General features: G+C 70.7%; 21 protein-coding genes, 2 pseudogenes and 1 riboswitch. Of the genes and pseudogenes, 11 read left to right on the top strand and 12 right to left on the bottom strand.

Annotation, left to right across the window (positions count from 1 at the left end; all coding sequences use genetic code 11):
- Window positions 1-228 precede the first annotated feature (228 nt).
- Window positions 229-1,341 (bottom strand): ribosome small subunit-dependent GTPase A, encoded by a 1,113-nt coding sequence (gene rsgA, locus ETD85_RS43380; RefSeq protein ID WP_240779817.1) that lies wholly within the window; start codon window positions 1,339-1,341, stop codon window positions 229-231.
- 281 nt (window positions 1,342-1,622) lie between these two features.
- Between rsgA and ETD85_RS43375 the strand changes: the two genes are divergently transcribed.
- From ETD85_RS43375 to ETD85_RS43365, 3 genes are all read left to right on the top strand, one after another.
- Window positions 1,623-2,171 (top strand): sigma-70 family RNA polymerase sigma factor, encoded by a 549-nt coding sequence (locus ETD85_RS43375; protein ID WP_170247154.1) that lies wholly within the window; start codon window positions 1,623-1,625, stop codon window positions 2,169-2,171.
- Window positions 2,168-2,899 (top strand): anti-sigma factor family protein, encoded by a 732-nt coding sequence (locus ETD85_RS43370; protein WP_138695666.1) that lies wholly within the window; start codon window positions 2,168-2,170, stop codon window positions 2,897-2,899. Before ETD85_RS43375 ends, ETD85_RS43370 begins: the two co-directional genes overlap by 4 nt.
- Before the next feature lie 223 nt (window positions 2,900-3,122).
- On the top strand, window positions 3,123-4,349 hold the full coding sequence (locus tag ETD85_RS43365) for a CHRD domain-containing protein (protein WP_170247153.1): 1,227 nt from the start codon (window positions 3,123-3,125) through the stop codon (window positions 4,347-4,349).
- On the opposite strand, the gene ETD85_RS63695 is transcribed toward ETD85_RS43365, so the two are convergent.
- The 4 genes and pseudogenes from ETD85_RS63695 to ETD85_RS67700 all read right to left on the bottom strand — a co-directional run.
- Window positions 4,255-5,013, bottom strand: coding sequence for an oligopeptide/dipeptide ABC transporter ATP-binding protein (locus ETD85_RS63695; RefSeq protein WP_170247152.1), 759 nt, complete (start codon window positions 5,011-5,013; stop codon window positions 4,255-4,257). The genes ETD85_RS43365 and ETD85_RS63695 overlap by 95 nt on opposite strands.
- A complete protein-coding gene (locus ETD85_RS43355) occupies window positions 5,010-6,566 on the bottom strand; it encodes a threonine synthase (protein ID WP_338087232.1) in 1,557 nt (518 codons plus the stop codon). Before ETD85_RS43355 ends, ETD85_RS63695 begins: the two co-directional genes overlap by 4 nt.
- A 54-nt stretch (window positions 6,567-6,620) precedes the next feature.
- Window positions 6,621-7,136: pseudogene (locus ETD85_RS67055) on the bottom strand (ABC transporter substrate-binding protein); the annotation flags it as partial.
- A gap of 73 nt (window positions 7,137-7,209) precedes the next feature.
- Window positions 7,210-7,722 (bottom strand): annotated as a pseudogene (locus ETD85_RS67700) (ABC transporter substrate-binding protein); the annotation flags it as partial.
- 300 nt (window positions 7,723-8,022) lie between these two features.
- Between ETD85_RS67700 and ETD85_RS43340 the strand changes: the two are divergent.
- The 3 genes from ETD85_RS43340 to ETD85_RS43330 are packed head-to-tail and all read left to right on the top strand — an operon-like array spanning window position 8,023 to window position 10,912.
- On the top strand, window positions 8,023-8,772 hold the full coding sequence (locus ETD85_RS43340) for an IclR family transcriptional regulator (RefSeq protein ID WP_206059240.1): 750 nt from the start codon (window positions 8,023-8,025) through the stop codon (window positions 8,770-8,772).
- A complete protein-coding gene (locus ETD85_RS43335; RefSeq protein WP_138695661.1) occupies window positions 8,769-9,812 on the top strand; it encodes a serine hydrolase domain-containing protein in 1,044 nt (347 codons plus the stop codon). Before ETD85_RS43340 ends, ETD85_RS43335 begins: the two co-directional genes overlap by 4 nt.
- Complete coding sequence (locus ETD85_RS43330; RefSeq protein WP_138695660.1) at window positions 9,809-10,912, top strand: amidohydrolase family protein; 1,104 nt, start codon at window positions 9,809-9,811, stop codon at window positions 10,910-10,912. The genes ETD85_RS43335 and ETD85_RS43330 overlap by 4 nt, the downstream gene beginning before the upstream one ends.
- A 100-nt stretch (window positions 10,913-11,012) precedes the next feature.
- On the opposite strand, the gene ETD85_RS43325 is transcribed toward ETD85_RS43330, so the two are convergent.
- From ETD85_RS43325 to ETD85_RS43310, 4 genes are all read right to left on the bottom strand, one after another.
- A complete protein-coding gene (locus ETD85_RS43325) occupies window positions 11,013-12,263 on the bottom strand; it encodes a serine hydroxymethyltransferase (protein ID WP_138695659.1) in 1,251 nt (416 codons plus the stop codon).
- 35 nt (window positions 12,264-12,298) lie between these two features.
- Window positions 12,299-12,381: riboswitch (ZMP/ZTP riboswitch) on the bottom strand.
- Between the two features lie 66 nt (window positions 12,382-12,447).
- Window positions 12,448-13,389 carry a YihY/virulence factor BrkB family protein gene (locus ETD85_RS43320; protein WP_240779816.1) on the bottom strand — a complete coding sequence of 314 codons (942 nt, stop codon included), beginning with the start codon at window positions 13,387-13,389 and terminating at the stop codon, window positions 12,448-12,450.
- 38 nt (window positions 13,390-13,427) lie between these two features.
- Window positions 13,428-13,820, bottom strand: coding sequence for a YccF domain-containing protein (locus ETD85_RS43315; protein ID WP_138695658.1), 393 nt, complete (start codon window positions 13,818-13,820; stop codon window positions 13,428-13,430).
- 54 nt (window positions 13,821-13,874) lie between these two features.
- The gene (locus ETD85_RS43310) at window positions 13,875-14,675 is read right to left on the bottom strand and encodes a TIGR03084 family metal-binding protein (protein WP_338087231.1); all 801 of its coding nucleotides are present in this window, start codon (window positions 14,673-14,675) and stop codon (window positions 13,875-13,877) included.
- A 282-nt stretch (window positions 14,676-14,957) separates the two neighbouring features.
- Here ETD85_RS43310 and ETD85_RS67695 point away from each other — a divergent pair, with 282 nt between their 5' ends.
- The 4 genes from ETD85_RS67695 to ETD85_RS43290 all read left to right on the top strand — a co-directional run bounded on the left by ETD85_RS67695 (window position 14,958) and on the right by ETD85_RS43290 (window position 18,481).
- Complete coding sequence (locus ETD85_RS67695; protein ID WP_379507194.1) at window positions 14,958-15,047, top strand: putative leader peptide; 90 nt, start codon at window positions 14,958-14,960, stop codon at window positions 15,045-15,047.
- Window positions 15,048-15,154: 107 nt separating this feature from the next.
- The gene (locus tag ETD85_RS43305) at window positions 15,155-16,843 is read left to right on the top strand and encodes a nitrite/sulfite reductase (protein ID WP_138695657.1); all 1,689 of its coding nucleotides are present in this window, start codon (window positions 15,155-15,157) and stop codon (window positions 16,841-16,843) included.
- A gap of 136 nt (window positions 16,844-16,979) precedes the next feature.
- Window positions 16,980-17,708: a phosphoadenylyl-sulfate reductase gene (locus tag ETD85_RS43295; protein WP_138695656.1), complete on the top strand. Its 729-nt coding sequence runs from the start codon at window positions 16,980-16,982 to the stop codon at window positions 17,706-17,708.
- 59 nt (window positions 17,709-17,767) lie between these two features.
- Complete coding sequence (locus ETD85_RS43290; protein WP_240779818.1) at window positions 17,768-18,481, top strand: sirohydrochlorin chelatase; 714 nt, start codon at window positions 17,768-17,770, stop codon at window positions 18,479-18,481.
- Window positions 18,482-18,571: 90 nt separating this feature from the next.
- Here the strand turns inward: ETD85_RS43290 and ETD85_RS43285 are convergent, their stop codons facing one another.
- Entirely contained in the window at window positions 18,572-19,309 is a 738-nt protein-coding gene (locus ETD85_RS43285; protein ID WP_138695654.1) for a DUF1707 SHOCT-like domain-containing protein, read from the bottom strand.
- A gap of 184 nt (window positions 19,310-19,493) precedes the next feature.
- Here ETD85_RS43285 and ETD85_RS43280 point away from each other — a divergent pair, with 184 nt between their 5' ends.
- Window positions 19,494-20,840 carry an ankyrin repeat domain-containing protein gene (locus ETD85_RS43280; protein ID WP_240779815.1) on the top strand — a complete coding sequence of 449 codons (1,347 nt, stop codon included), beginning with the start codon at window positions 19,494-19,496 and terminating at the stop codon, window positions 20,838-20,840.
- 71 nt (window positions 20,841-20,911) lie between these two features.
- On the opposite strand, the gene ETD85_RS43275 is transcribed toward ETD85_RS43280, so the two are convergent.
- Window positions 20,912-21,487, bottom strand: a complete 576-nt coding sequence (locus ETD85_RS43275; RefSeq protein ID WP_240779814.1) for an HD domain-containing protein — start codon at window positions 21,485-21,487, stop codon at window positions 20,912-20,914.
- A 224-nt stretch (window positions 21,488-21,711) separates the two neighbouring features.
- Window positions 21,712-22,137, bottom strand: coding sequence for a hypothetical protein (locus ETD85_RS43270; RefSeq protein WP_138695653.1), 426 nt, complete (start codon window positions 22,135-22,137; stop codon window positions 21,712-21,714).
- Window positions 22,138-22,735 lie beyond the last annotated feature (598 nt).

The following is a 22,735-nucleotide window of genomic DNA, read 5'->3' as shown; positions in this document are numbered from 1 at the left end:
GGGAGGGTATTTTTGTATTGAGAGGGGAATGATACGGAGAGCGCCGAGATCGACAGGGGGGGTATCGTCGGGAGAGTGAGAGGTGTATAAGAGACGGGGTGCAGGTGGGAGGGGGGCGGGGCGAGTGGGTGCCGCGAACCTGCCCGCAGGACAACAGCCCACGGGCAGGTCAGCTGAGCGAATGCCCTCCGGCCGGTCAACCGAGCACGAGTCCGCCCGGCAGACGGATCAAGGGCGGATGCGGCCGGAGCGGCGCACTTCCTTGTGGATGACCTTCCACTTGTTCTGCTGCTCCTTGCGCAGCCGCGCATCCGTCCTCGACGCCATCCAGGCCGCCTCCCGCTGCAGCTTGCGCCAGCTCACCAGGCGCCGCTCCGGCAGTTCCCCGCTCTCCAGGGCGGCCAGCACCGCGCAGCCCGGCTCCCCCGAGTGACCGCAGTCGCCGAACCTGCACTGCTCCGCCAGCGCCTCGATGTCGGAGAAGACCAGGTCCACGCCCTCTCCGATGTCGTAGAGGCCGATCCTGCGGATGCCTGGCGTGTCGATGACGAGCCCGCCCCCGGGCAGCGGGATCAGCTCCCGGTGCACGGTGGTGTGCCGGCCGCGCCCGTCGGCGGCGCGTACGTGCTGGGTCTCCATGACCGGATCCCCCGCCAGCGCGTTGACCAGCGTGGACTTGCCCGCTCCCGACGGGCCGAGGATGACGGCCGTACGGGAGCCTTCGAGGTAGCCGCCGACCAGCTCGACCCCCTCGCCCTGCAGCGAGGAGACCGCGTGCACGTCCACGCCGGGCGCGGCCACCCGGACGTCGGCGAGCAGGTCGTCGAGCCCGTCATCGAACAGGTCGGACTTGGTGATGAGCACGACGGGCGTGCCGCCGGACTCCCAGGCCAGCGCGACGAGGCGTTCGATGCGGCTGAGATCGGCGAAGTCGGTGGAGTGCATGGACGGCTCGGCGACGAAGACGACGTCGACGTTGGCCGCCAGCACCTGGCCCTGGCCGTCGCCGGACAGCCCGCCCACCGAGTCGCGGCTCACGCCGCCCCTGATGAACGCGGTCGTCCTCGGCAGGACCTCGTCGAGCTCGTAGCGGCCCTCCGGGAGGAGCCTGAGCGCGACCCAGTCGCCGACGCACGGCAGCGCGACCGGGTCGGCGGAGGAGGCCCGGCGGACGCGGGCGCTGTATTTGACGTGATGCTGACCGTCCGCGGCGATCACCTCGGCCGCGCCCCGGTCGATGCGGGACACGCGGGCGGGGACGGTGCCGTCGGGCAGCTCGGCGGCGCGCAGATCGCTCCAGCCGAGCATGGTCAGATCGAAGGACGTGAGATCGAAAGACAACGTAGTGAACCTTTGATGCGAGAAGGAACCGGGCAGCTCAGACGAGGGCCCGGAGGTGGACGGACGGCATACGGAACAGCACGACCCGCATAGTCCTCACCTCCTCGATCAGTTGCGTGCGACTCTACGCACCCTTCCCCCATGGATGCAATCGGATTTAGTTCCGCGATTCGTTGAACCGTGCCAGGGCGGCGGGCCGTACCACCTGCCGACGGACGCGAGAAAGGGGAATGATGCGAATCAGCACGTATCCCCCGCTCTCGGCCGAGGGAGCCGCCCCGATGGGGAAGCCGCGCTTACGACACTGGATCCGGCGTGTGCGGCCGGATGACGAAGTGGTCGTGTCCGCGCTCTACCGGGAGTATCACAGGCCGCTGCTGGCTTTCGTGATCAGGTTGACGGCGGGCGATCGGCAGTGGGCGGAAGACGTGGTGCAGGAGACCATGATTCGTGCTTGGCGGAGTTCGGAGCAGTTCGACCCAGATTCGGGGTCGTTGATGCCCTGGCTCGCCACGGTCGCCAGACGTATCGTGATCGATGACCGGCGGCGCCGGGATGCCCGGCCGCAGGAGTCGGGCGACGGACCGCTGGAGAGCATGCCCGTGCCGGACGAGATGGAGGGACTGCTGCACCAGGTGGTCGTGTCAGAGGCGCTGAAGGCGTTGTCGCCGGCACACCGCGAGATCCTCAATGAGACGATCTTGCGAGACCGGTCGGTCAACGACGCCGCCGAGGCGCTCGGCATCCCGGTGGGCACCGTGAAGTCCCGCGTCTACTACGCGGTCCGCGCGCTGCGGATCGCGTTGGAGGAGAGGGGGGTGACGGCGTGACCTCGAGAGTCGAGCACACAGACGTAGGCGCCTACGCTTTGGGCCTGCTGGACGACGACGACCGACTGGCGTTCGAGACCCATCTCCTGGCCTGCCCCACCTGCCGCTTCGAGCTGTCCGAGCTGGCGGGTGTCGCGAGCGTGCTGAACGGGATCGGTCCCGTCGAGGACGCCGACCCTCCTTCCTTTGAGGGGCAGGGCGACGTCATCGACCTGCTCCGGCGCAAGAAGTCGGCCGACAGGCGGACCCGCAGGGGGACGTTCGTGATCGGGATGGCCGCGGCGGTCACGCTGGTGGCCGGCGGCCTGACGATCGGCACGCAGCTCGACGCCGACAGCGCGCCGCAGGTCGCGCAGGAACACTCCGGCCACATGGGGACGCATATGGGCCCCGCCGAGCAGTTCTACGCCGACGGCTCCCCGATCGAGGGCAAGGGCGTCGACGGGGTGACCGGCGGGCTGGTCGTGGAGTCCAAGGGATGGGGCACCCACGCGGCGCTCAAGCTGGCCGGGGTCAAGGGGCCGCTGGAGTGCGAGCTGATCTCCGTGGGCAAGTCGGGCGAGCGCCGGGTGATGACCGGATGGTCCGTACCTCCAGCCGGGTACGGAGTGCCGGGATCGCCTGATCCGCTCTACATGCACGGCGGCAGCGCGACACCGCTGAAGGACATCGATCATTTCGAGGTCGTCACCTCGACAGGTAAGAAATTGCTCACCGTCGCGGCCTGATTTCCGGCCTCCGAGCCCTCCCACCGCTGGTGGGGGGGCTTTTTTTGGGTTCTCCCCGTTGTGTGGAAATTTACGGATAACTGAGTTGAACCTCCCCGGGCTGCGGCGCGTACTGCTTGCCGTACCAACCGGAATATCAAGCTCTTTAAGAGGTTTCATCATGTCTATCCGTAAGATCATCATTCCTGCCGCTCTGATAGCTGGTGCCCTTCTCGTCCCCTCGATGCCGGCGAATGCGGCCGCCTCGGGCGACGACGTCTACCTCGCGGCCGGGCTGCGGGGTGCGAACGAAGTCGGCGCCAAAGGTGATGCCGACGGGCGTTCGACGGTCGTGCTCAGGATCAGCGGGAACGACATCACGTTCGCGGCCCGGTGGAACAAGATCGGCGCGCCCACCGCGGGACACGTCCACCTCGGTGCCAAGGACGCGAACGGGGAGGTCAAGCTCGAGTTCTTCACCAAGCCGCTGCCCGCCTCCGTGCTCGGCGTCACCGGCACCGTCAAGGCCACCCCCGAGCTGGTCAAGTCGCTCCTCGACGGCCCCGGCGGCTTCTACGCGAACCTGCACGACGCGGCGCACCCCAAGGGCGCCGTACGGGGCCAGTTCCACCGGCTGAGCAAGCCGATCGACCTCAACGGCGTGCTGCACGGCAGCAACCGGGCCGGCCTGTCCTCGCGCGCCGACGGCGCGCAGGAGGTGGCGGAGAACGACGGCAAGAAGCGCGGCGACCAGGACGGCCAGGCCACCTGGTGGCTGCGCGCGAACGGCTCGGCCATCGCCTACACCGCCTCGTGGTCCGGCCTCGGCCAGGTGACCAACGGCCATCTGCACAAGGGCGTGGCCGGCAAGAACGGCCCGGTCGTCGCGGACCTGTTCGCGGGGACCCTGCCGGAGAACGTGACCGGCGTCGCCGGGGAGACGCCGGTCACGGCCAAGGTGGTCAAGCGCATCGCCGCGAGCCCCGGCCGCTACTACACCAACCTGCACACCCTCGACTTCAACGGCGGCGCGGTGCGCGGGCAGCTCTCCGGCGACCCGTTCACCCACCCCCGCGCGCTCACGGCTGACGTGCTGCGCGGCGCGCAGATCTACGCCTGCACGCAGCAGCCGTCGGGCGGCTACGCCTTCACCCAGTTCGGCGTGACGGCCAAGCTGCGGCGCTCGATCGACCACTCGTTCGTGACGCCCGCCTCCGGCCCGCCGCAGTGGATCGCCCCCGACGGCAGCGCGGTGCGCGGCGCGGTCGTGACCAGGACGCCGAACGGCACGGGCAACATCCCCGAGCTGGTCCTCGACGCCACGCAGTCGGGCGCGGCCGCCGGCCTGCTCGCGCACGCCACGCAGATCCTGCGGCTCAACACCACCGGCGGCGTCGCCCCCGCCGGGGCGTGCGAGCCCGGCAGCCAGGTGCAGGTCGCCTACGGGGCCGACTACCTCTTCCTCGGCTGAAGCCAGGGCCTTCCGCGGGGACGATTCGGTCCCGTCCCCCCGGAAGGCCGTCCCCGGTCGATCCGGCCCGGTCCCCCGGGCCACCGGTCGGCCACCGCGACGGGGTGACTCCGGCCCACCCCGGTCGCGACGAAGCGCCCCGCCGCACATGGGAGCCCGTGCGGCGGGGCGCTTTCCGTCCGCCCGGGCCCGGATGGGTCTGCGCGCACTCCGCGCGGGCGGCCGGGCAGCGGGTGCGGAAGCTGCACCCCGACGGCGAGTCGGCGGGGGACGGCGGGTCGCCCCTGAGCACGACGCGCCGCCGCGTCCGCTCCACCTTCGGATCCGCGACCGGCCCGACGGTCTTGAGGGGGTTCAGGCTGGTCATGGGGTCCTGGAAGACCATGGCGATCTCGTTGCCGCGGATCCCGCGCATCTCGCGCTCGGGCAGCCGCAGCAGGTCACGGCCGCCCACGAGGATCTCGCCGCCGGTGTAGTGGCAGGGCGGGGTGGGGTGCAGGCGCAGGATCGACAGGGCGGTGGCCGTCTTGCCGCTGCCGGACTCGCCGACCACGGCCAGAGTCTGCCCGGCCTCGACCGACAGCGACACCCCGTTGACCGGTTTGACCGTGCCCGCGTCCAGGCGGAACTCCACGTGCAGGTCGTTGATCTCCAGCACGCTCACCCATGCTCCCGCCTGAAGATCCGCAGCAGCTCGGCCGGGTCGGCCTGAACCGTTCCGGCCGGCGGGCGCGCCGCCTGGACGAGCGCGCCCGGCTGTTTGAGCGCGCCTCCCGTGACCACGCTGACGACCGTGTCGTCCTCGGCCACCCAGCCCTGGGCGCGGGCGCGCAGCAGGGCGGCGGTGGAGGCGGCGGCGGACGGCTCGGCGAGGACGCCTTCCTCGCCGAGCAGCCGCATCGCCTCGAACAGGTCGTTGTCGTCCACGGCGACCACCCGGCCGCCGGAGTCGTAGACGGCGTGCAGCACCCGGGACCCGCCCTGGATGGGGGCGTCTCCCGCGATGCTCTGGGCGACGGTCTTGTTCGCGTCGCCGTGGCGGCCGGCGACCGTCTTGCCCTCGGCGAAGGCGCGTACGAGGGGGGCCGAGGCGGCGGGCTGGACGCCGACCATCCGGGGCAGCCGGTCGATGAGCCCGAGCGCGCGCAGCTCGCGAAAGCCCTTCCAGGCGCCGTAGAGCCCGCCGCCGGTGCCGACCGGGTGCACCATCACGTCGGGCGCGCGCCAGCCGAGGGCCTCGCAGATCTCGTACGCGTACGTCTTCATGCCCTCGTGGCGCACGGGGTTGATGAAGTTGACGAAACAGTAGAACCCGGCCTCGGACAGGGCGCTCACCCCGGCGAAGATCTCCAGGCTGGAGCGGTAGCGCAGCCGCAGCACGCGGGCGCCGCTGAGGCTGATGGCGGAGATCTTGGACTCGTTGGCCACGTCCTCCACCAGGACGGTGGCCTCGATCCCGGCCCTGGCCGCGTACGCGGCGAAGGACGCCCCCGCGTTGCCCGAGCTGTAGGTGAACGCCTGCCTGACGCCCAGTGCCCGGGCGAAGCCGACGGCGACCGAGAAGCCGCGGTCCTTGAAGCTGCCGGTGGGCATCAGGGTGTCGTTCTTGATCAGCAGGTTGGGCAGGCCGACGTGGCGGCCGAGCCTGCGGGTGGACATCAGCGGGGTGTCGCCCTCGCCGAGGTACAGCGGCTCGGCGCCCTCGGGCAGCGGGAGCAGGTCCGACCACCGCCACAGGCCCAGGTCGCGGCGGCGCGCCGCCCGGTCCGCGATCTCCGCCGGCTTGGCGGGGCCGAGGTCGTAGGCGATCTCCAGCAGGCCGCCGCACGCCGCGCAGAGCAGCGCGGGGGTCTTCAGCGGGAAGGTGGCGTGGCAGTCGTCGCACGTGTAGTGCGTGGCGAGGTTCATCGGTTGTATGCCTTCGGGTCGGCGACGTCGCGCAGGAGGTCGCCGGTGACGTTGATCGCGAGTGTGGTCATCATGATGGCAGCACCGCTGAAGACCGCTGTCCACCACGCGCTGCGCAGGTAGAGCTGGCCGTCGGCGAGCATGCTGCCCCAGGTGGGGACGCTGGGCGGCACGCCGAGGCCGAGATAGCTGAGCGACGCCTCCGCGACGATCATCGCGGCCACCTGGAGGGTGCCGATCGTGGCCAGGGGGGCGACGATGTTCGGGAGGAGGTGGCGGACCATGATCTGCCTGCTCCTCCTTGTCGATCAGCTCGTCGGCCTCGGGGTTGTTCCACCGGCTCTGGCGTCTGTCGTGCCGGACGAACGACTGCAGGTTGCTGGAGGCGTCCATGGTCCAGCCGGAGTTGCCGACGAAGTACATCTCGCCGAGCGCCTTGCGGTTGTCGGAGACCAGGCGGCCCTTGAACGTGGCCGGGTCGAGCAGCGACACCTCGGCCTCGACGCCGACCGCGGCGAGCTGGCCCGAGATGGCCTGCACGACGTCCTTGCCGGCGGTGGAGGACGACAGCTTGAGCGAGAACCCGCCGCCGTGCCCGGCCTCGGCGAGCAGGCTCTTCGCCTTGGCCAGGTCGTGCGCGATGGGCTGGATCGCCGGGTCGAAGCCGAACGCCTGGCGCGGGATGAGCGTCGGGGTGCGCTCGGCCGCACCGTTCAGCACCGCCTTGATCAGGGCGTCCACGTCGAGCGCGTGGTTCAGCGCCTGCCGCACGCGCTTGTCCTGCAGCGGGCTCTCTTCGGTGTCGAGCGAGACGAAGTACGTCCGCACGCCCGGCGAGGTGACGACCTTGACTCCGGGGGCCTCGCCGAGCTGCTGCGCGGCGTCGGGGGGTCAGCCCGGTGACGATGTCCAGCTCGCCGGACTGGAGCGCGGCCAGCGACGACGACGGGTCCGGCATCACCTTGAAGGTGAGCCGCCCGACGGCGGGCTTGCCGTTCCAGTAGGACGGGTTCGCCTTGAGCGTGATCTGGCTGTCGCGCTGCCACTGCTCGAAGGTGAACGGGCCGGTGCCGACCGGGTGCTCCGCGAACGCCTGGACGCCCTGCTCCTTGATGTGCTTCGGCGGCACGATCACCCCGCCGAACAGCGACAGCTCGGCCGGCAGGATCGGGTCGGGCTCCTTGGTGACCAGGTCCACGGTGTGCGGGTCGATCACCTTCGCGCCGGTCACCAGCCGCAGCTCGACGATGGGCGACTGCGTGGCGGGGTCGATCAGGCGCTGGATGCTGTAGGCCACCGCGGCGGCGTCGCACGGCTCGCCGTTGTGGAAGGTCACGTTCCTGCGCAGGTGGAAGCGCCAGGTCTTGTCGTCCTCGGACTCCCAGCGCTCGGCCAGGCCGCCGGTCAGCTTGTCGCTCGCGTCCCTGACGGTGAGCGTGTCGAAGACGTTGATCAGCACGTTCATGGAGGGCAGGTCGCCCTGCTTGTGCGGGGTCGAGGGTGGTGGCGTCCGAGGCGAGCGAGACCCGCAGGGCGCCGGAGGCGCCCGTCTGGCCGCCGGACGGCTTGGTGCTGGCGCAGGCCCCGAGGGACACCGCCGCGACAGCCAGGCCGCCGATCTTGAACAGGTCCCGGCGGGCGGGCAACGCGCGGTCGGACATGGTCCGAGCCCCTTTCGTGCGTTTCACATGATGAAATGTCGTATCACGTGGTTGAATATGACTCGTTTTGGTCAAATCCGTCAACCCTCCTGAGTCAGGTGTCAATGAACTCGGTGGAGAAGACCCTCGTCGTCTTGGGGGCGCTGGCCGGCCATGACCAGCCCCGCCGGCTGGCCGACATCGCCCGGCGGACCGGCATCAACAAGACGACCGTGCACCGGATCCTGCAGATCTTCATCGCGCAGGGGTACGCCGTCTCGCACGGCGACGGCACCTACGCCTCGGGCCCGGCGATCCTCGCGCTGGCCGGGGCGGCGCTCACCGACCGGGACATGACCACCCTGGTCCGGCCGATCCTGGAGAACCTGCAGCGCAACACCACGCACACCGTCCATTTCGCGATCCGCAGCGGCTCGTCGGCCGTCTACCTGGCCAAGGTGGAGTCGCAGCAGCCGTACCGGATGGCCTCGCGGGTGGGGACGCAGATCGCGCTGCACTGCACGGCGATCGGCAAGGCGATACTCGCGCACCTGCCCGAGGAGGAGGTGCGCGCGGTGCTGGCGGCGACCGCGCCGCTGATCAGCAACACGCCCGCCACGATCGTGGACCCCGCCCTGCTCATGGCCGAGCTGGAGTCGGTGCGGCAGCGCGGATACGCGGTCGACGACGAGGAGAACGAGCCCAACGTGCGCTGCGTCGCGGCCGTGGCGCACGACGCGGCGGGGACCGTGGTGGGCGCGGTCAGCGTGGCGGGACTGACGATCAGCCTGAACAAGGACGACGTGCCGCTGCTGGGGCCGCTGGTGGTGGCCGCCGCCGCCCGCGTCTCGGCGGCGCTGGGGAGGAACGCATGACGACGGCAGAAGGACCCGCGCGGATCCTGGCGCGGGGGCGGGCCAAGGGCGAGTTCTCGGCCGCGGCCTGGGCCTACGGCGGGTCCGCCGGTCCCGCCGGGCGGGGCACGCTCGGCACACTGCGCTGGGACGGCCCGCCGGCGGGCGACGACACCCTGTGGGACCTGGCCTCGGTCACCAAACCGATCGTCGGCCTCGCCGTGATGGCGTTGGTGGAGTCGGGCGAGCTGACCCTTGACGATCCCGTCGCCGCGCACCTGCCCGAGTACGCGGGCACGGACAAGGCCGCCATCCCCGTACGGGACCTGCTCACCCACACCTCGCGCATCCCCGGCCGGCAGCCCCTCTACCGCCGCTGCCCCACCCGCGGGGAGTTGCTGGACGCCCTCGTCGCGCTGCCGCTGCGCGCGGACCCGGGCGTCGAGTACAGCTCCCAGGGCTTCATGATCCTGGGGCTGATCGCGGAGAGCGCCTCGGGCCTGCCCCTCGACCGGCTCGTACGGGAGCGGGTCACCGGCCCGCTGGGCATGGACGACACGCGGTTCGTGCTCGACGAGGCCGACCACGGCCGGGCCGCGGCCACCGAGGACTGCCCGTGGCGCGGCCGGATCGTGCAGGGCACCGTGCACGACGAGAACGCCGAGGTGCTCGGGGGCGTGGCCGGGCACGCCGGGCTGTTCGGCACCCTGGACGACCTGGCCAGGCTGGGCCGGGCACTGTGCGAAGGGGCGCGCGGGCGTGGGGGCGGGCGCGGCGCCGTCTCCCCGCGGACGCTGGCCGTGATGACCGGGACCAGGGTCGGCGGCCGGGCCCTGGCCTGGCAGGGGCGCGACCCGCGGCTGTGCAGCGGCGGCGACCTGCTCACCGCCTCGGCCTACGGGCACAACGGCTTCACGGGGACGAGCCTGTGGGTGGATCCGGAGCTGGACTTCTTCGCGGTGCTGCTGACCAACCGCGTCCACCCGTCCCGTGACTCGGACGCCATCGGCCGCATCCGCCGGACGTTCCACAACGCGGCCGTCACGGCGGCCCTGGGATGACGCCGCACGGTGATCGAGCAGGCCGCGACGGGCCCCTGCGGGTGATCGGCTCCGCCGCCCCCGGGCGGCTCTCGCTCGGGAACGGGCCGGCGCGCCTGGAGCCGTGCCACGGAGCGGCGCCCGGCGGCGACCTGTACATCGGACCGGGCTGGGTGGACCTGCACACCCACGTCTACGACGGGACGACGCAGATCAGCGTGCATCCCGACCGGGGGGGCCTGGAACGCGGCGTGCACGTCGTGGCGGACGCGGGCAGCGCCGGCCAGGCCACGATCGACGGCCTCGTCCGCTACGTCCTGCCCACGGCCAGGACCCGGGTGCGCGCCTGGCTCAACATCGGCTCCCACGGCCTGGTCCACCTGCGCGAGACGGCCGACCCGGCCTTCATCGACGTGGACGCCGCGCTGGCCGCCGTCGACTGGCACCGCGACGTGATCTGCGGCGTCAAGGTCCGGTCGAGCGGCGCGATCGTGGGCGCGATGGGCCTGCAGCCGCTGCAACTCGGCCGCCTGGTGGCGCGGGAGGCGGGCCTGCCCCTGCTGGTGCACGTCGGCGAGGCGCCCCCGCTGATCGGCGACGTGCTCGACCTCCTGGACGCCGGAGACGTGATCACCCACTGCTATCACGGCAAGACCGGCACCCCGTGGCTGCCCTCGGGCGAACCCGCGCCGGCCCTGGCCAGGGCCCTGGAGCGGGGCGTGCTGCTGGACGTGGGCCACGGCGCGGCCAGCTTCAGCTTCGACGTGGCCGCCAGGGCGCTGGCGGCCGGGTTCGCGCCGCACACGATCAGCACGGATCTGCACGTCCGCAACATCGGCGGCCCGGTCCACGACCTGGCCACCACGCTCACCAAGCTGCTGGCCTGCGGCCTGGACCTGGAGACGGCGATCGGGGCGGTCACGGACGCGCCCCGGGCGATCCTGCGCATGGAGTCGCCCTGGCTGGCGGACGACGGCACGATCAGGCACGCCACGATCTTCCGCCTGGCGGCGGAGAGCACCCGCACGTACGTGGACGCCCGGGGCGACGTCCGCCGCCCGGAGCGCCATGTGGTCCCGGTGGCCACCGTCAGGGACGGGATCGTCGAAGCGGCCTCATGACCGCGCCGTCGTGACCGGCACCGGGCGCAGGACCACCGCGAGCAACGGTCGGATCCGCGCACGGCGGGTGAGCGCCCACCGTGCGCGGCCGAACCAGCCTTTAGAGACCGGGCGCGGGGAACTGCGCGGTGAGCTCGCTCACCTCGTGGTGGACGCGCGTGATGACGTCCTCGGCGTCGCCCTTGGCCAGGGCGGTGACGACCTCGTCCATCCAGGCGCCGATCTGCCGCATCTCGGCCTCGCCCATGCCGCGCGAGGTCACCGACGGAGTGCCGATGCGGATGCCCGACGGGTCGAACGGCTTGCGGGTGTCGAACGGCACCGTGTTGTAGTTGGTCTCCAGCCCCGCCCGGTCGAGCGCCTGGGCGGCCGGCTTGCCGCCGATGCCCTTGGGCGTGAGGTCGAGCAGGATCAGGTGGTTGTCGGTGCCGCCGGAGACCAGGTCGAACCCGCGCGCGGCCAGCTCGTCGGCCAGCGTCTTGGCGTTGGCGACCACCTGGTGGGCGTACGCCTTGAACTCGTCGGTGTTCGCCTCGTGCAGCGCCACCGCGATGGCCGCGGTCGTGTGGTTGTGCGGGCCGCCCTGCAGGCCGGGGAAGACGGCCTTGTTGAGTGCCTTGGCGTGCTCCTCGGAGGTCGCCATGAGCATGGCGCCACGCGGGCCGCGCAGCGTCTTGTGGGTGGTCGTGGAGATCACGTCGGCGTGACCCACGGGAGACGGGTGCGCACCGCCCGCGACCAGGCCCGCGATGTGGGCGATGTCGGCGGCCAGCACGGCCCCGACCTCGCGGGCGATCGAGGCGAAGCCCTCGAAGTCGATCGTGCGCGGGATCGCGGTGCCGCCGCAGAAGATCAGCTTCGGCCGGTGCTCCAGCGCGAGCGCGCGGACCTCGTCGAGGTCGATGCGGCCGGTGTCCTGGCGCACGCCGTAGCGGACGGGGTTGAACCACTTGCCGGTGGCCGAGACCGACCAGCCGTGGGTGAGGTGGCCGCCGAAGGGCAGGCCCATGCCCATCACCGTGTCGCCCGGCTGCAGGAACGCCATGTAGACGGCCAGGTTGGCGGGCGAGCCCGAGTAGGGCTGGACGTTGGCGTGGTTGACGCCGAACAGGGCCTTGGCGCGCTCGATGGCCAGGGTCTCGACCTGGTCGATGACCTGCTGGCCCTCGTAGTAGCGCTTGCCCGCGTAGCCCTCGGAGTATTTGTTGGTCAGCACGGTGCCGGTGGCCTCGAGGACGGCCTTGGACACGTAGTTTTCGGACGCGATCAGCTTGACGGTGTCGGCCTGACGGCGCTCCTCCGCCTTGATGAGCTCGGCGATCTGCGGGTCGACGCTCGCGAGAGAACTCATGACTCTCCTGTCATCGTTGACAACTCGTTGACATTCGCGAAGACCCAGGCGCACGGCCTCCGCTCCCTTCGCTCCCTGGTGGTCGATCCCACCCAATGCGCCAGTCGCGTCTGGCTACAGACGATATCGGATCCCGCACAGGCTGGATTCGCCCGCGCGAGATCGGCCCGGCCCCGGCGGCGGCTCACGCGGTGGTGCGGCTGACTCCCGGCCACAGCCGATCCACCTCGGCGTTGAGAATCGCCCCGATCAGCACGGCCAGCGCGGTGATGTAGAGCCACAGCAGCAGCGCGATGGGCGCGGCCAGCGAGCCGTACACCGAGACGGGCGAGAACCACGCGGCCAGCACGGCCCGCAGCACCGCGGCGCAGACGATCCACAGGAACAGCGCCAGGATCGCCCCCGGCAGCTCGCGGTACCACTTCGTGCGCACCGGCACGCTCACGTGGTAGAGGACCGTCAGGAACAGCACCGAGCCGATGATCACCACCGGCCAGTAAAGAATGTCGATCATGATGCCGTATTCGCCGGGCAGGGCGTCCTTGAGCAGGGTCGGCCCGATCACCAGGATCGGCATGACGATGATCCCGATGACCAGCCCGATGATGTAGAGGCCGAACGACATCAGCCGGGTGCGGATGATGCCGCGCTCCTCCCCCAGCCCGTAGGCGACGGAGATGAGGTCGACGTAGACATAGAGGGCCCTGGAGCCGGACCAGAGCGACAGCAGGAAGCCCAGCGAGATGATCGAGACCTTGCCCGCGTCGTCACTGAGCACGTCGGTGATGAGCGGGTTGATCACCTTCTTGACGGCGTCGTCGGTGAACAGCAGCCCGGCCTGGTCGATGACCCAGGTCTTGACCTGGGTGACCACGGTGGGGCCGAGCCAGGTGCCGAGCTTGCCCAGCACGCCGATCAGGCCCAGCACGAACGGCGGCAGCGAGAGCAGCGCGAAGAACGCCGCCTCGCCCGCCAGACCGGTGACCCGGTAGGTGACGCCGGCGTTGGTGGCCGCGCGGACGATCGCCCACGACCTGGTGTCGAGCACCCAGTTCAGCCTGGCCCGGGCGTTGGAGGCGAGCCGCCTCTTGCCCTTGGGCCGTGAAGGCGCATCGGTCGACGTCATGGCACCCAACGGTTTTCGCAGTGACTCTCCGGGACAGCTTACGTCCCAGTCCTGCCCTGGTCGTTGTCGACGATGCGCGCGCCCAGCGGTAGCAACGAAACCGGGATGAGTTTGAGATTCGCGATGCCCATGGGGATGCCGATGATGGAGATGAACAGCGGGATCGAGGTGACGACGTGGCCGATGGCCAGCCAGATGCCGGCGACCACGCACCAGATGATGTTGCCCAGCAAGGAGAACACGCCCGCGTCGGGGTCGCGCTCCACCGTCCTGCCGAACGGCCACAGCGCGTAAGCGGCGATCCTGAACGATGCGATGCCGAACGGGATCGTGATGATCAGGATGCAGCAGATCACCCCCGCCAGCGCGTAACCGAGTGCCAGCCAGATCCCGGCGAAGACGAGCCAGATGACGTTCAAGATCGTGCGCATGCTCACAGCATGTCATCAGCCGGGCGGCCCGCGTCATCCGGAATCACCCTGAACTCACCCTGACCTGGGCGCCCTGCCCTTTCCGGGGCCTCCGGCGAACGCCTGCGCGATCTCCATCCAGGCCCGCGCGGGCTCTCCCGTGAGCTCCAGCGCGGTGTCGGACAGGTGGATGCGCTGGGTCACGACCAGGCAGAAGTCGAGGATCGGCCCGCGGACGACGCTGCCCGCGTCCGCCGGGCCCGCCGCCCATAAGGCGCCGTCCGCCATGGTCAGCTCCGCGCGCACCGGCTCGGCGGGCGCGGGCAGCCCGCGTACGGCGAAGCTGTACGGCCTGGCCCTGAACCCGATCGCGGCCACGTGCCGCAGCCGCGCGGTGGGCCGCCGGACCACCCCGAGGGCGTCGGCCACGTCCTGGCCGTGCGCCCAGGTCTCCATCAGCCGCGCGGTGACGAAGGAGGCGGCCGACATCGGCGGCCCGAACCACGGCACCCGCCGGCGCGCCCCGAGCGTGGCGAACACCTTCAGGCTGCGGGCACGTGCCGCGCGGAACCACGCGTGCAGCTCGGCGGGCGGCATCCCGCGCGACTCCATCGCGATGTCGTCCACGGAGCCGAAGCCCGTCAGGGCGGCCGCGTGGCCGTCCGGGTCGGTGACCGCGCGGACCGCCGCGTCGTCGAACCAGGCCAGATGGCTCACCTGGTCGCGGATCGCCCATCCCTCCGCCGGCGTGGCCAGCTCCCAGTCCTCCTCGCGCAGGGGCCGGAGCAGCGTCTCGAAGGAGGCGGTCTCGGCGCGCAGGTCGCCGACCAGCTCCGCCATGAGGTCGGCCGGGTCTGCCGGATCCGTGGGCTTCACGCGCGCCAGCGTAACCCGAACAACGTTCTGGGAGAATAATGCGGAATGTGATCTGTGAGAGCTGCAAGGACAAACGCCACGAGGACTGCCGCGGCGGCTCCTGGTGCGATTGCCAGCACCAGGTCGGGGAAGAGCCGCAGGAGTCGCCGCTCGACTGGCCGCGGCAGGGCTGAACCCCAGGCTGACAGCCCGGACGAGGACGTGGCGACGGCCCCGGCGGCGACCGGACAGTCCCACACTCTGGACCCCGTCTTGGACATACGGGACGGCCGGAGTATCTTCATGAGTATGCCAGCGGATCCCATGCTCGTCGGTCGGCGCCACGTCGATCTTCAGCGTGTCCGCAGTGCCATCTGTTGCGACGCCCGCTAACTCACCTGTTTTTGCCGCTGAGCGCGTCGCAATCCTCCTGACCACCCCTGCCCTCGACGATGAGGCCGGAGGAACCGTGCGCGCGCCCATGAACCGAAGGACGCGCAATGAGCACCCCTGCCAGCCGCACTCCTGCCAGTAGGCACCACAAGCGCCCGCGCGGCGAAGGTCAGTGGGCTCTCGGTTACCGTGAGCCGCTCAACAAGAACGAAGAGAACAAGAAGAACGACGACGGCCTCAACGTCCGCCAGCGCATCATCGACATCTACTCCAAGCGGGGCTTCGACTCCATCGACCCCGCGGACCTGCGTGGCCGCATGCGCTGGTACGGCCTCTACACCCAGCGCAAGCCCGGCATCGACGGCGGCAAGACGGCGATCCTGGAGCCCGAGGAGCTCGACGACAGCTACTTCATGCTGCGGGTGCGGATCGACGGCGGGCAGCTCGACCTGGCCCAGCTCAGGGTGATCGCGGACATCTCCAACGAGTACGGCCGCGGCACCGCGGACCTGACCGACCGCCAGAACATCCAGCTCCACTGGATCGAGATCGAGTCGGTGCCGGACATCTGGGAGCGGCTGGAGGCGGTGGGCCTGTCGACCACGGAGGCGTGCGGCGACACCCCGCGCGTGATCCTCGGCTGCCCGCTGGCCGGGATCGACGTCGACGAGGTCCTGGACGCGACCGAGCAGATCCACGAGATCAACCAGCAGTTCATCGGCAACCCGGAATACTCCAACCTGCCGCGCAAGTTCAAGTCGGCGCTCAGCGGCTGCCCGGCGCACTGCACGGTGCATGAGATCAACGACGTGGCGTTCGTGGGCGTGGTCAACGAGCAGGGCGAGATCGGCTACGACCTGTGGGTGGGCGGCGGCCTGTCCACCAACCCGATGCTGGGCAAGCGGCTCGGCGTGTTCGTCAAGCCGGAGCAGGCGGCCGACGTGTTCGGCGGCGTGATCGGCATCTTCCGCGACTACGGCTACCGGCGGCTGCGGCACCGGGCGAGGATCAAGTTCCTGGTCAACGACTGGGGGCCGGAGAAGTTCCGCGAGATCCTGGAGACCGAATACCTCAAGGCGCCGCTGCCCGACGGGCCCGCGCCCGAGCAGCCGCGCGGCAGCCGCCGCGACCACGTCGGCGTCTTCCCGCAGAAGGACGGCAACTTCTACGTCGGCTTCGCGCCCAAGGTGGGCCGGCTCGACGGCGACAAGCTGCACGTGATCGCCGACATCGCCGAGCGGCACGGCTCCGGCCGGGTCCGCACGACGGTCGAGCAGAAGATGGTCATCCTCGACGTCGCCCCCGACCAGGTCGACTCGATCGTGGCCGCGCTGGAGGAGAACGACCTGCAGGTCAGGCCGTCCACGTTCCGCCGGCAGACGATGGCCTGCACCGGCATCGAGTACTGCAAGCTGGCCATCGTCGAGACCAAGGCCACCGCCTCCGACCTGATCGACGAGCTGGAGCGGCGGCTGCCGTCGTTCGACCAGCCGCTCACCATCAACGTCAACGGCTGCCCCAACTCCTGCGCCCGCATCCAGGTCGCCGACATCGGCCTGAAGGGCCAGCTCGTGGTGGACGAGAACGGCGACCAGGTCGAGGGCTTCCAGATCCACCTGGGCGGCTCGCTCGGCGTCAACGCCGGTTTCGGCCGCAAGGTCCGCGGGCTCAAGACCACCGCCAAGGCGCTGCCCGACTACGTGTCGCGCGTCGTGACCAACTACGACACCCAGAAGAAGGAAGGCGAGTCGTTCGCCGACTGGGTGCAGCGAGCAGACGAGGCGGACCTGAAATGACCACGCGAGCGGTCCCGTTCCATTGCCCCTACTGCGGCGATGAGGACCTGGAGCCCTACGAGGGAGACGGCGGCTGGTACTGCCGCGCCTGCGCTCGCGCCTTCAAGCTGAAGTTTCTCGGAATCGGAGTGAAGATATGACGCTGGTGGACATCGAGGTCGGTTTAAGAGATCAGCGTGGCGCGCTCGACCTGCAGGACATCGTCGAGTCCGCCGCGACCTTCCTGGAGGGCGCCCCCGCCCGCGAGATCATCCGCTGGGCGGCGGCGACCTTCGGCGACCGGCTGTGCCTGACCTCGTCCATGAGCGACGCCTTGCTGATCGACCTGGTCAGCAGGGTCAAACCCGGCGTGGACGTGTTGTTCATCGACACCGGTTACCACTTCGCCGAGACCATCGGCACGCGGGACGCGGTGCGCCAGGTCTATGACGTCAACGTGATCGACATCAAGCCGTCGCGGACGGTCGAGGAGCAGGATCGCGACCTCGGCCCGCGCCTGTTCGGCCGCAACCCGGACCTGTGCTGCTACCTGCGCAAGGTGGAGCCGCTCAACCGGGCGCTGGAGCCGTACCTGGCGTGGATCTCCGGCATCCGCAGGGACGAGTCCGTCAGCCGGACGGACACCAGGGTCGTCGAGTGGGACGCCAAGCGGCAGATGGTCAAGGTCAACCCGATCGCGGCCTGGACCCAGGAGGACGTCGACAACTACATCGCCGACAACGGGGTGCTGATCAACCCGTTGCACTATGACAACTACCCCTCGATCGGCTGCGGGCCGTGCACGCGGCAGGTCGCGGAGGGTGAGGATCCGCGCAGCGGTCGCTGGGCGGGCCTGGGGAAGGTCGAATGCGGCATTCACCTGTGATCCCCAGCAGGGGAACCGTCCCGTTGGCAGGCGGGCCGGCCCCCGGAGGCGTGCCACTGGTGGCGGTGGCGCACGGGTCGCGAGATCCGCGTGCCGCCGCCACCGTGGCCGCGCTGCTCGACCAGGTACGCCTGGCGCGCCCTGAGGTGCCCGTACGGGTGGCGTACCTGGACCACTGCACCCCGACGCCGGCTCAGGCGCTGAACGGCCTGCAGGAGGCCGTCGTGCTGCCGCTGCTGCTGACGGAGGCGTACCACAGCCGGGTGGACCTGCCGGCGGCGCTGAACGAGAGCAGGGCGCGTGACCCGCGCCTGCGCGTGCACTACGGCGCCACGCTGGGCCCGCACCCGTTGCTGCGCCGGGCGCTGGAGCGGCGGCTCACGGAGGCGGGCGTGCCCGCCGGGGACCCGGACACGGCGGTGGTGCTGGTGTCGGCGGGTTCGAGCGACGCCAGGGCCAACGCGGTGGTCGCGGGGCTGGCGCGGACGTGGCGGCGCTCCGGCTGGTGGACCGTCGCCGCCGGCTACGCCTCCGCCGCCTCGCCCACTCCCGAGCAGGCGGTCGTGGAGCTCAGGCGGGCGGGCGCGCCGAGGGTGGCCGTCGCGCCGTACCTGCTGGCGCCCGGTTACTTCGCCGACAAGGTGCGCCAGAGCACGCTGGCGGCGGGCGCAGACGTCGTGGCCGACGTGCTCGGACCGGCGCCGGAGCTGGTGGACGTGCTGCTCGAACGCTACGAGGCGGCCCAGCGGCAGCCGGTGGCCCTCGTCGGCTGAGGCACCGGCACCTGGGCGGGCCCGGGTGCCGTGGCCATGCGTTCGGCTTTCAGCGGCCGGTGGTCCAGCGCCGGGTCTTCAGCGTGGCCATCAGTAGCCGCGTCTGAGGTCCCCGCGCTCGTCGCGGCCCTCGTCGCGCAGCTGCCTGCGCAGCTCGCGGCCCTCGTCGCGGACCTTCCTGCCCAGCTCACGCCAGTCCTCGCCGTGCAGCCGCCGCCAGTGCTCGCGCCAGGCCGCGAACCCGCGCTGCAACGGCTGCGCCCGCGAGTCGCCGATCACCTTGACGTCGCCCATCACCGCGTACGCGTGCACCCGGACGACCGGCACGTTCGTGCCGGGCGCGCCCTCCAGGACGTCCACCTTCTTGTCGCCCATGATGGCCATGCCGTCGAGGTCCACGTTCACCCCGTCGGGCACGATGATCTTCACGTCGCCCATCACGGAGACGGCCATGATGTCCACCACGTTCGTGCGCACCTCGGCCTCGCGCAGGTCGAGCAGCACGTCCCCCATCACCGCGACCGCGCCGAGCTCCTGGTCGATGCGCCAGGTCCCGCGCCGCTTGGAGTCGCCCATCACGCCGACGAACCAGCGCCGCTTCCTGCCCTCGCGCATCTGCGGCGCGGGCACGGGCGCGGGCATGGCGCCCGCCGGCAGGTCCTGAGTGAGCAGGGCCAGCTCGGCGTGCGTGGTCGCGGTGTAGGCGGCCTCCGTGCGATCGGTCAGCTCGGCGAGGGTGAGCCTGCCCTCGACCGAGGCGACGCGGAGCTGCTCGACGACGGCCTCTCTCTCGGCGTCCGACGCTCGGACCTCACCCGGATCAGTCATACTCGCAACATATCGCGTCTTGCCGGAAACGGGGTTCCTCCTTGAGGAGGAATCATCCTGCATACCTCGAACCATGCATATTTCCCCCAGGGTTTGAACCCGGCCGAGGCAGGGGCGCGTACCAGCACATGACACGGCCCTAGCTTGGCCCGGGGCGCGGCCGGACCAGGCTAGGGTCCCTGTCATGCATGAGGAACAGCTATACCGCGCGGCGTTGAACGGCGAGTCCGAGACCGTGGGCAAGCTGCTCGCCAGCGGAGCCGACCCCAACCAGCTCAGCCAGGGCGAGGAGGAGGGCCTGCCGCTGTGCGCGGCCGCCGCCTGGGATCGCTCCGAAGTGGCGAGCGCGCTGCTGGCCGCCGGCGCCGACGTGAACGGCCGGGAGGCCGGCGGCTGGACGGCGCTGCTCTGGGCCGCCGCCAACGGCCACGCCGCGACCGCCAGGGTGCTGATCGAGGCGGGGGCCGAGGTGGACACGGCCAATGACGACGGTGACACGCCGATCTCCCTGGCCGCCAGGCGCGGCGCGCTGGGCGTGGTGCAGGTGCTGCTGGAGGCGGGTGCCGATCACGAGAAGTACGACGGTGACGGCGACACGCCGCTCGACATCGCCGTCGACTGGGTGGGCGTGCACCTGGAGAGCGCGCTGCTCGACCAGATCGAGCAGGACGGCTGGGAGTACGTCGTGGGCCGCCAGTACGCCAAGGACGGCACCGAGCTCGTCACGGTGGCCGGTCGCTCGGCCGACGGCGAGCAGACGGAGCAGGTGCAGGCGCAGCGCGGGCACGCGGCGATCGCGACCCTGCTGGAGGACGCGGCGGGCGTCTACACGCCGGTGGACAAGCTCGTGGCGCGGGCCCTGGCGCACCGCGACGCCGACGAGGACGCCGAGACCTGGTGGATCGTCGCCGACTCGCTGGGCAAGCGGGGCGACGACGAGACCTACGAGGCGCTGACCAGGCTGTGCGTGAGCGAGGACGCCCGAGAGCGGGAGTTCGGGGTGGACGCGATCGCCCAGTTCGGGTTCACGGACGACGCCAAGCCCTACCTGGACCGGACGCTGCCGCTGCTGCAGAAGATGGTCACCACGGAGGGCAACCCGCAGGTCCTGCGCTCCGTCCTGGCCGCGCTCGGCCACCAGGGCGACCCGCGGGCGCTGCCCCAGGTGCTCGACGTCATCGGCCGCCCCGGGCACAAGCGCACGATGACGGACGCGATCGCGCTGGCCGACGTGCTGCCGCCGGACCACGAGGAGGGTCTGGCGCTGCTGATCCAGATGACGACGGACGAGGACTCGGAGGTCCGCGACTGGGCCACCGCCGGGCTCGCCGGGCTGTCGGCCGACACGCCGGTCATCAGGGAGGCGCTGGCGGCCCGGCTCGCCGACCCGGACCTGCGCACGGTGGCCGAGGCCACGCGCGGGCTGGCCATCCGCGGGGACGAGCGGGCCGCGCGAGGGGTCGAGCGGGTGCTGGCGGAGAGCGACGACGACTACGAGCGCGACCTCGTCACCAACCTCGACGCCGAGTGATCCCCCCACCGGCCACGGCGTCCCCGGACGCCCTGGCCGGTCATCGCCCTCCGCGGCGCTGAGATGGGTGCTCAGCCGCCGTTGAGCACGTGGGTGACCCATTCCAGGGTCCCCGTGCTCAGTGCCTCCTCGGCCAGGCGCTTGCCCGTCGGGGTCGTGAGGGCGGCGAGCGAGCTGTCGATCCACCCCTGAACGTTCTGGTGCCCCTGCTCGCGGTATTCGATCGCCTGGATGAGGCACTCCAGCTTGTCGGCGTCGCGCGCGCAGACGGCCTCGAGGCTGGCCTTCTCCTCGTACTCCCCCACCGCGTCGCTCACCATGTCGGCCACCGGCGCGGGCACGCCCCGCATCTGGTCGGCGGTGACGGCCTCGTTGTCGGCCGCCTTGAGGTAGCGCTTGCCGATGTAGGGGATGTCGGTGATCCGGGTCTCCTGCGTGTCGTGGAACAGGCTCATGAACGCCGCCCGCTCGGGATTGCCGCCCTCCAGCTTGGCGATCACGCTCGCGATGACCGCCGCGCGGAAGGAGTGCTCGGCGATGCTCTCGGGATCGCGTACGCCCGCGACCAGCCACCCGGTGCGCTTGTAGCGCTTGAGCAGCCCGAACTCGTACATCAACCCCGCCAGCCCCGTCGCATCGTCCGCCACGAGGACCCCCTCTCGTCTCTTTCAGAGCCTAGACGACGGTCATGGCCGCCGCCGCGGCAGAATGACTGCGAGAACTCCGAATTCGATGAATGCCGTGTTCGATGAATGCCGGGACCGGTCAATGGGCCACGGCATTTGTCGTCCGCGTTTCACGGAAACGGCAGCGATTCACGCTCGGCGCCGGCCGAGCGGCCCAATTTCTGAGTGACCAACCGTTGAACGGCCTAATTGTTGAACGGCAGGCGGTCGTCGCCCGGAGACCAGTCGTCGATCGGCGGCCAGTCGTCGTGGTGCGGTGGCTTGTGCTCCTTGCGCGGCGGCTTGTGCTCCTTGATCGGAGGTCTGTGCGGCTCCTTCACGGGAGGCCGCTCCGGGGCCGGTTGGACCACCGGCTCCTCGGGGTGCCGCCCGTCGTCGACGTTGTGGTGGGTGAAGCGGTGATGGTGGTGGTGGCCCCATGAGCGGTGCCCCCACGAGCGGTGGCCCCATGACCGGTGACCCCACCAGCGATTGCCGCACCAGCGGTTGCCGCAGGCGTCGCAGTTACGGCGCCAGCCGCATCCGAGCACCGGCTTCTCACCCGAGACGACCCCGACACCGGTCGGAGCGAGGGCGCCGCCGGAGCTCGCGCCGGCGATCCCCTGACCCATGGGAAGGAGCATGACACCGGCGACCGCACCGGCCAGTGCGAGGAGCCGCCCGAAGCGGCGTGGTTGCCGACTTTCAGTATTCACGTGCATTCGATTCCGTTCATGGGTAGCCGACCCGGGATCCGGGCGCCCATTGATCGGCGGGCACTCAGATAGGTGCAGATGTACCCATTCCCCGAATCTCACTTAACCCCATGAAGCCAAACAACCCGTCAAATCCTTGACCTTCACCGGCGAGAACATGCATTTGCCCGATTTATCGCGAAATAGCACGAAAACCAGCACCCGCCAATCCCCGCGTACGAGAGCCCACGCCCCCGCCCCAAGCCCCGCCGAGTCCCGGCCGGCGCTCGGCAAGATGCCGATGCGACCGCAACAGGGGGCGGTACGACCACGGCGGGGCGGCGGCGAGGGCACGCAGAGGCGCCGGACTCGGCACGTGAGAGCGCGGGACGGGCGTGTGAGGACGTGGGACGGGCGTGTGAGGACGTGGGACGGGCGCGTGAGGGCGCGCGGTGAGGTGGCGGCGGGCGCGCGGAGGCGCGGGACGCAGCGCGCGGAGGCGCGCGGTGAGGTGGCCTGGCTCTTATACACATCT

The organism is Nonomuraea zeae (assembly GCF_005889725.1).
Taxonomy (GTDB): Bacteria; Actinomycetota; Actinomycetes; order Streptosporangiales; family Streptosporangiaceae; genus Nonomuraea; species Nonomuraea zeae.
This window is presented reverse-complemented; position numbering and strand designations above follow the sequence as displayed.

Coding starts and splice junctions, on each gene's coding strand:
- ETD85_RS43375 (WP_170247154.1), top strand. CDS start 1,623: ATGGGGAAGCCGCGCTTACGACACTGGATCCGGCGTGTGCGGCCGGAT.
- ETD85_RS43365 (WP_170247153.1), top strand. CDS start 3,123: ATGCCGGCGAATGCGGCCGCCTCGGGCGACGACGTCTACCTCGCGGCC.
- ETD85_RS43340 (WP_206059240.1), top strand. CDS start 8,023: ATGAACTCGGTGGAGAAGACCCTCGTCGTCTTGGGGGCGCTGGCCGGC.
- ETD85_RS43335 (WP_138695661.1), top strand. CDS start 8,769: ATGACGACGGCAGAAGGACCCGCGCGGATCCTGGCGCGGGGGCGGGCC.
- ETD85_RS43330 (WP_138695660.1), top strand. CDS start 9,809: ATGACGCCGCACGGTGATCGAGCAGGCCGCGACGGGCCCCTGCGGGTG.
- ETD85_RS43325 (WP_138695659.1), bottom strand. CDS start 12,263: ATGAGTTCTCTCGCGAGCGTCGACCCGCAGATCGCCGAGCTCATCAAG.
- ETD85_RS43320 (WP_240779816.1), bottom strand. CDS start 13,389: ATGACGTCGACCGATGCGCCTTCACGGCCCAAGGGCAAGAGGCGGCTC.
- ETD85_RS43315 (WP_138695658.1), bottom strand. CDS start 13,820: ATGCGCACGATCTTGAACGTCATCTGGCTCGTCTTCGCCGGGATCTGG.
- ETD85_RS67695 (WP_379507194.1), top strand. CDS start 14,958: ATGAGTATGCCAGCGGATCCCATGCTCGTCGGTCGGCGCCACGTCGAT.
- ETD85_RS43305 (WP_138695657.1), top strand. CDS start 15,155: ATGAGCACCCCTGCCAGCCGCACTCCTGCCAGTAGGCACCACAAGCGC.
- ETD85_RS43295 (WP_138695656.1), top strand. CDS start 16,980: ATGACGCTGGTGGACATCGAGGTCGGTTTAAGAGATCAGCGTGGCGCG.
- ETD85_RS43285 (WP_138695654.1), bottom strand. CDS start 19,309: ATGACTGATCCGGGTGAGGTCCGAGCGTCGGACGCCGAGAGAGAGGCC.
- ETD85_RS43280 (WP_240779815.1), top strand. CDS start 19,494: ATGCATGAGGAACAGCTATACCGCGCGGCGTTGAACGGCGAGTCCGAG.
- ETD85_RS43270 (WP_138695653.1), bottom strand. CDS start 22,137: ATGGGTCAGGGGATCGCCGGCGCGAGCTCCGGCGGCGCCCTCGCTCCG.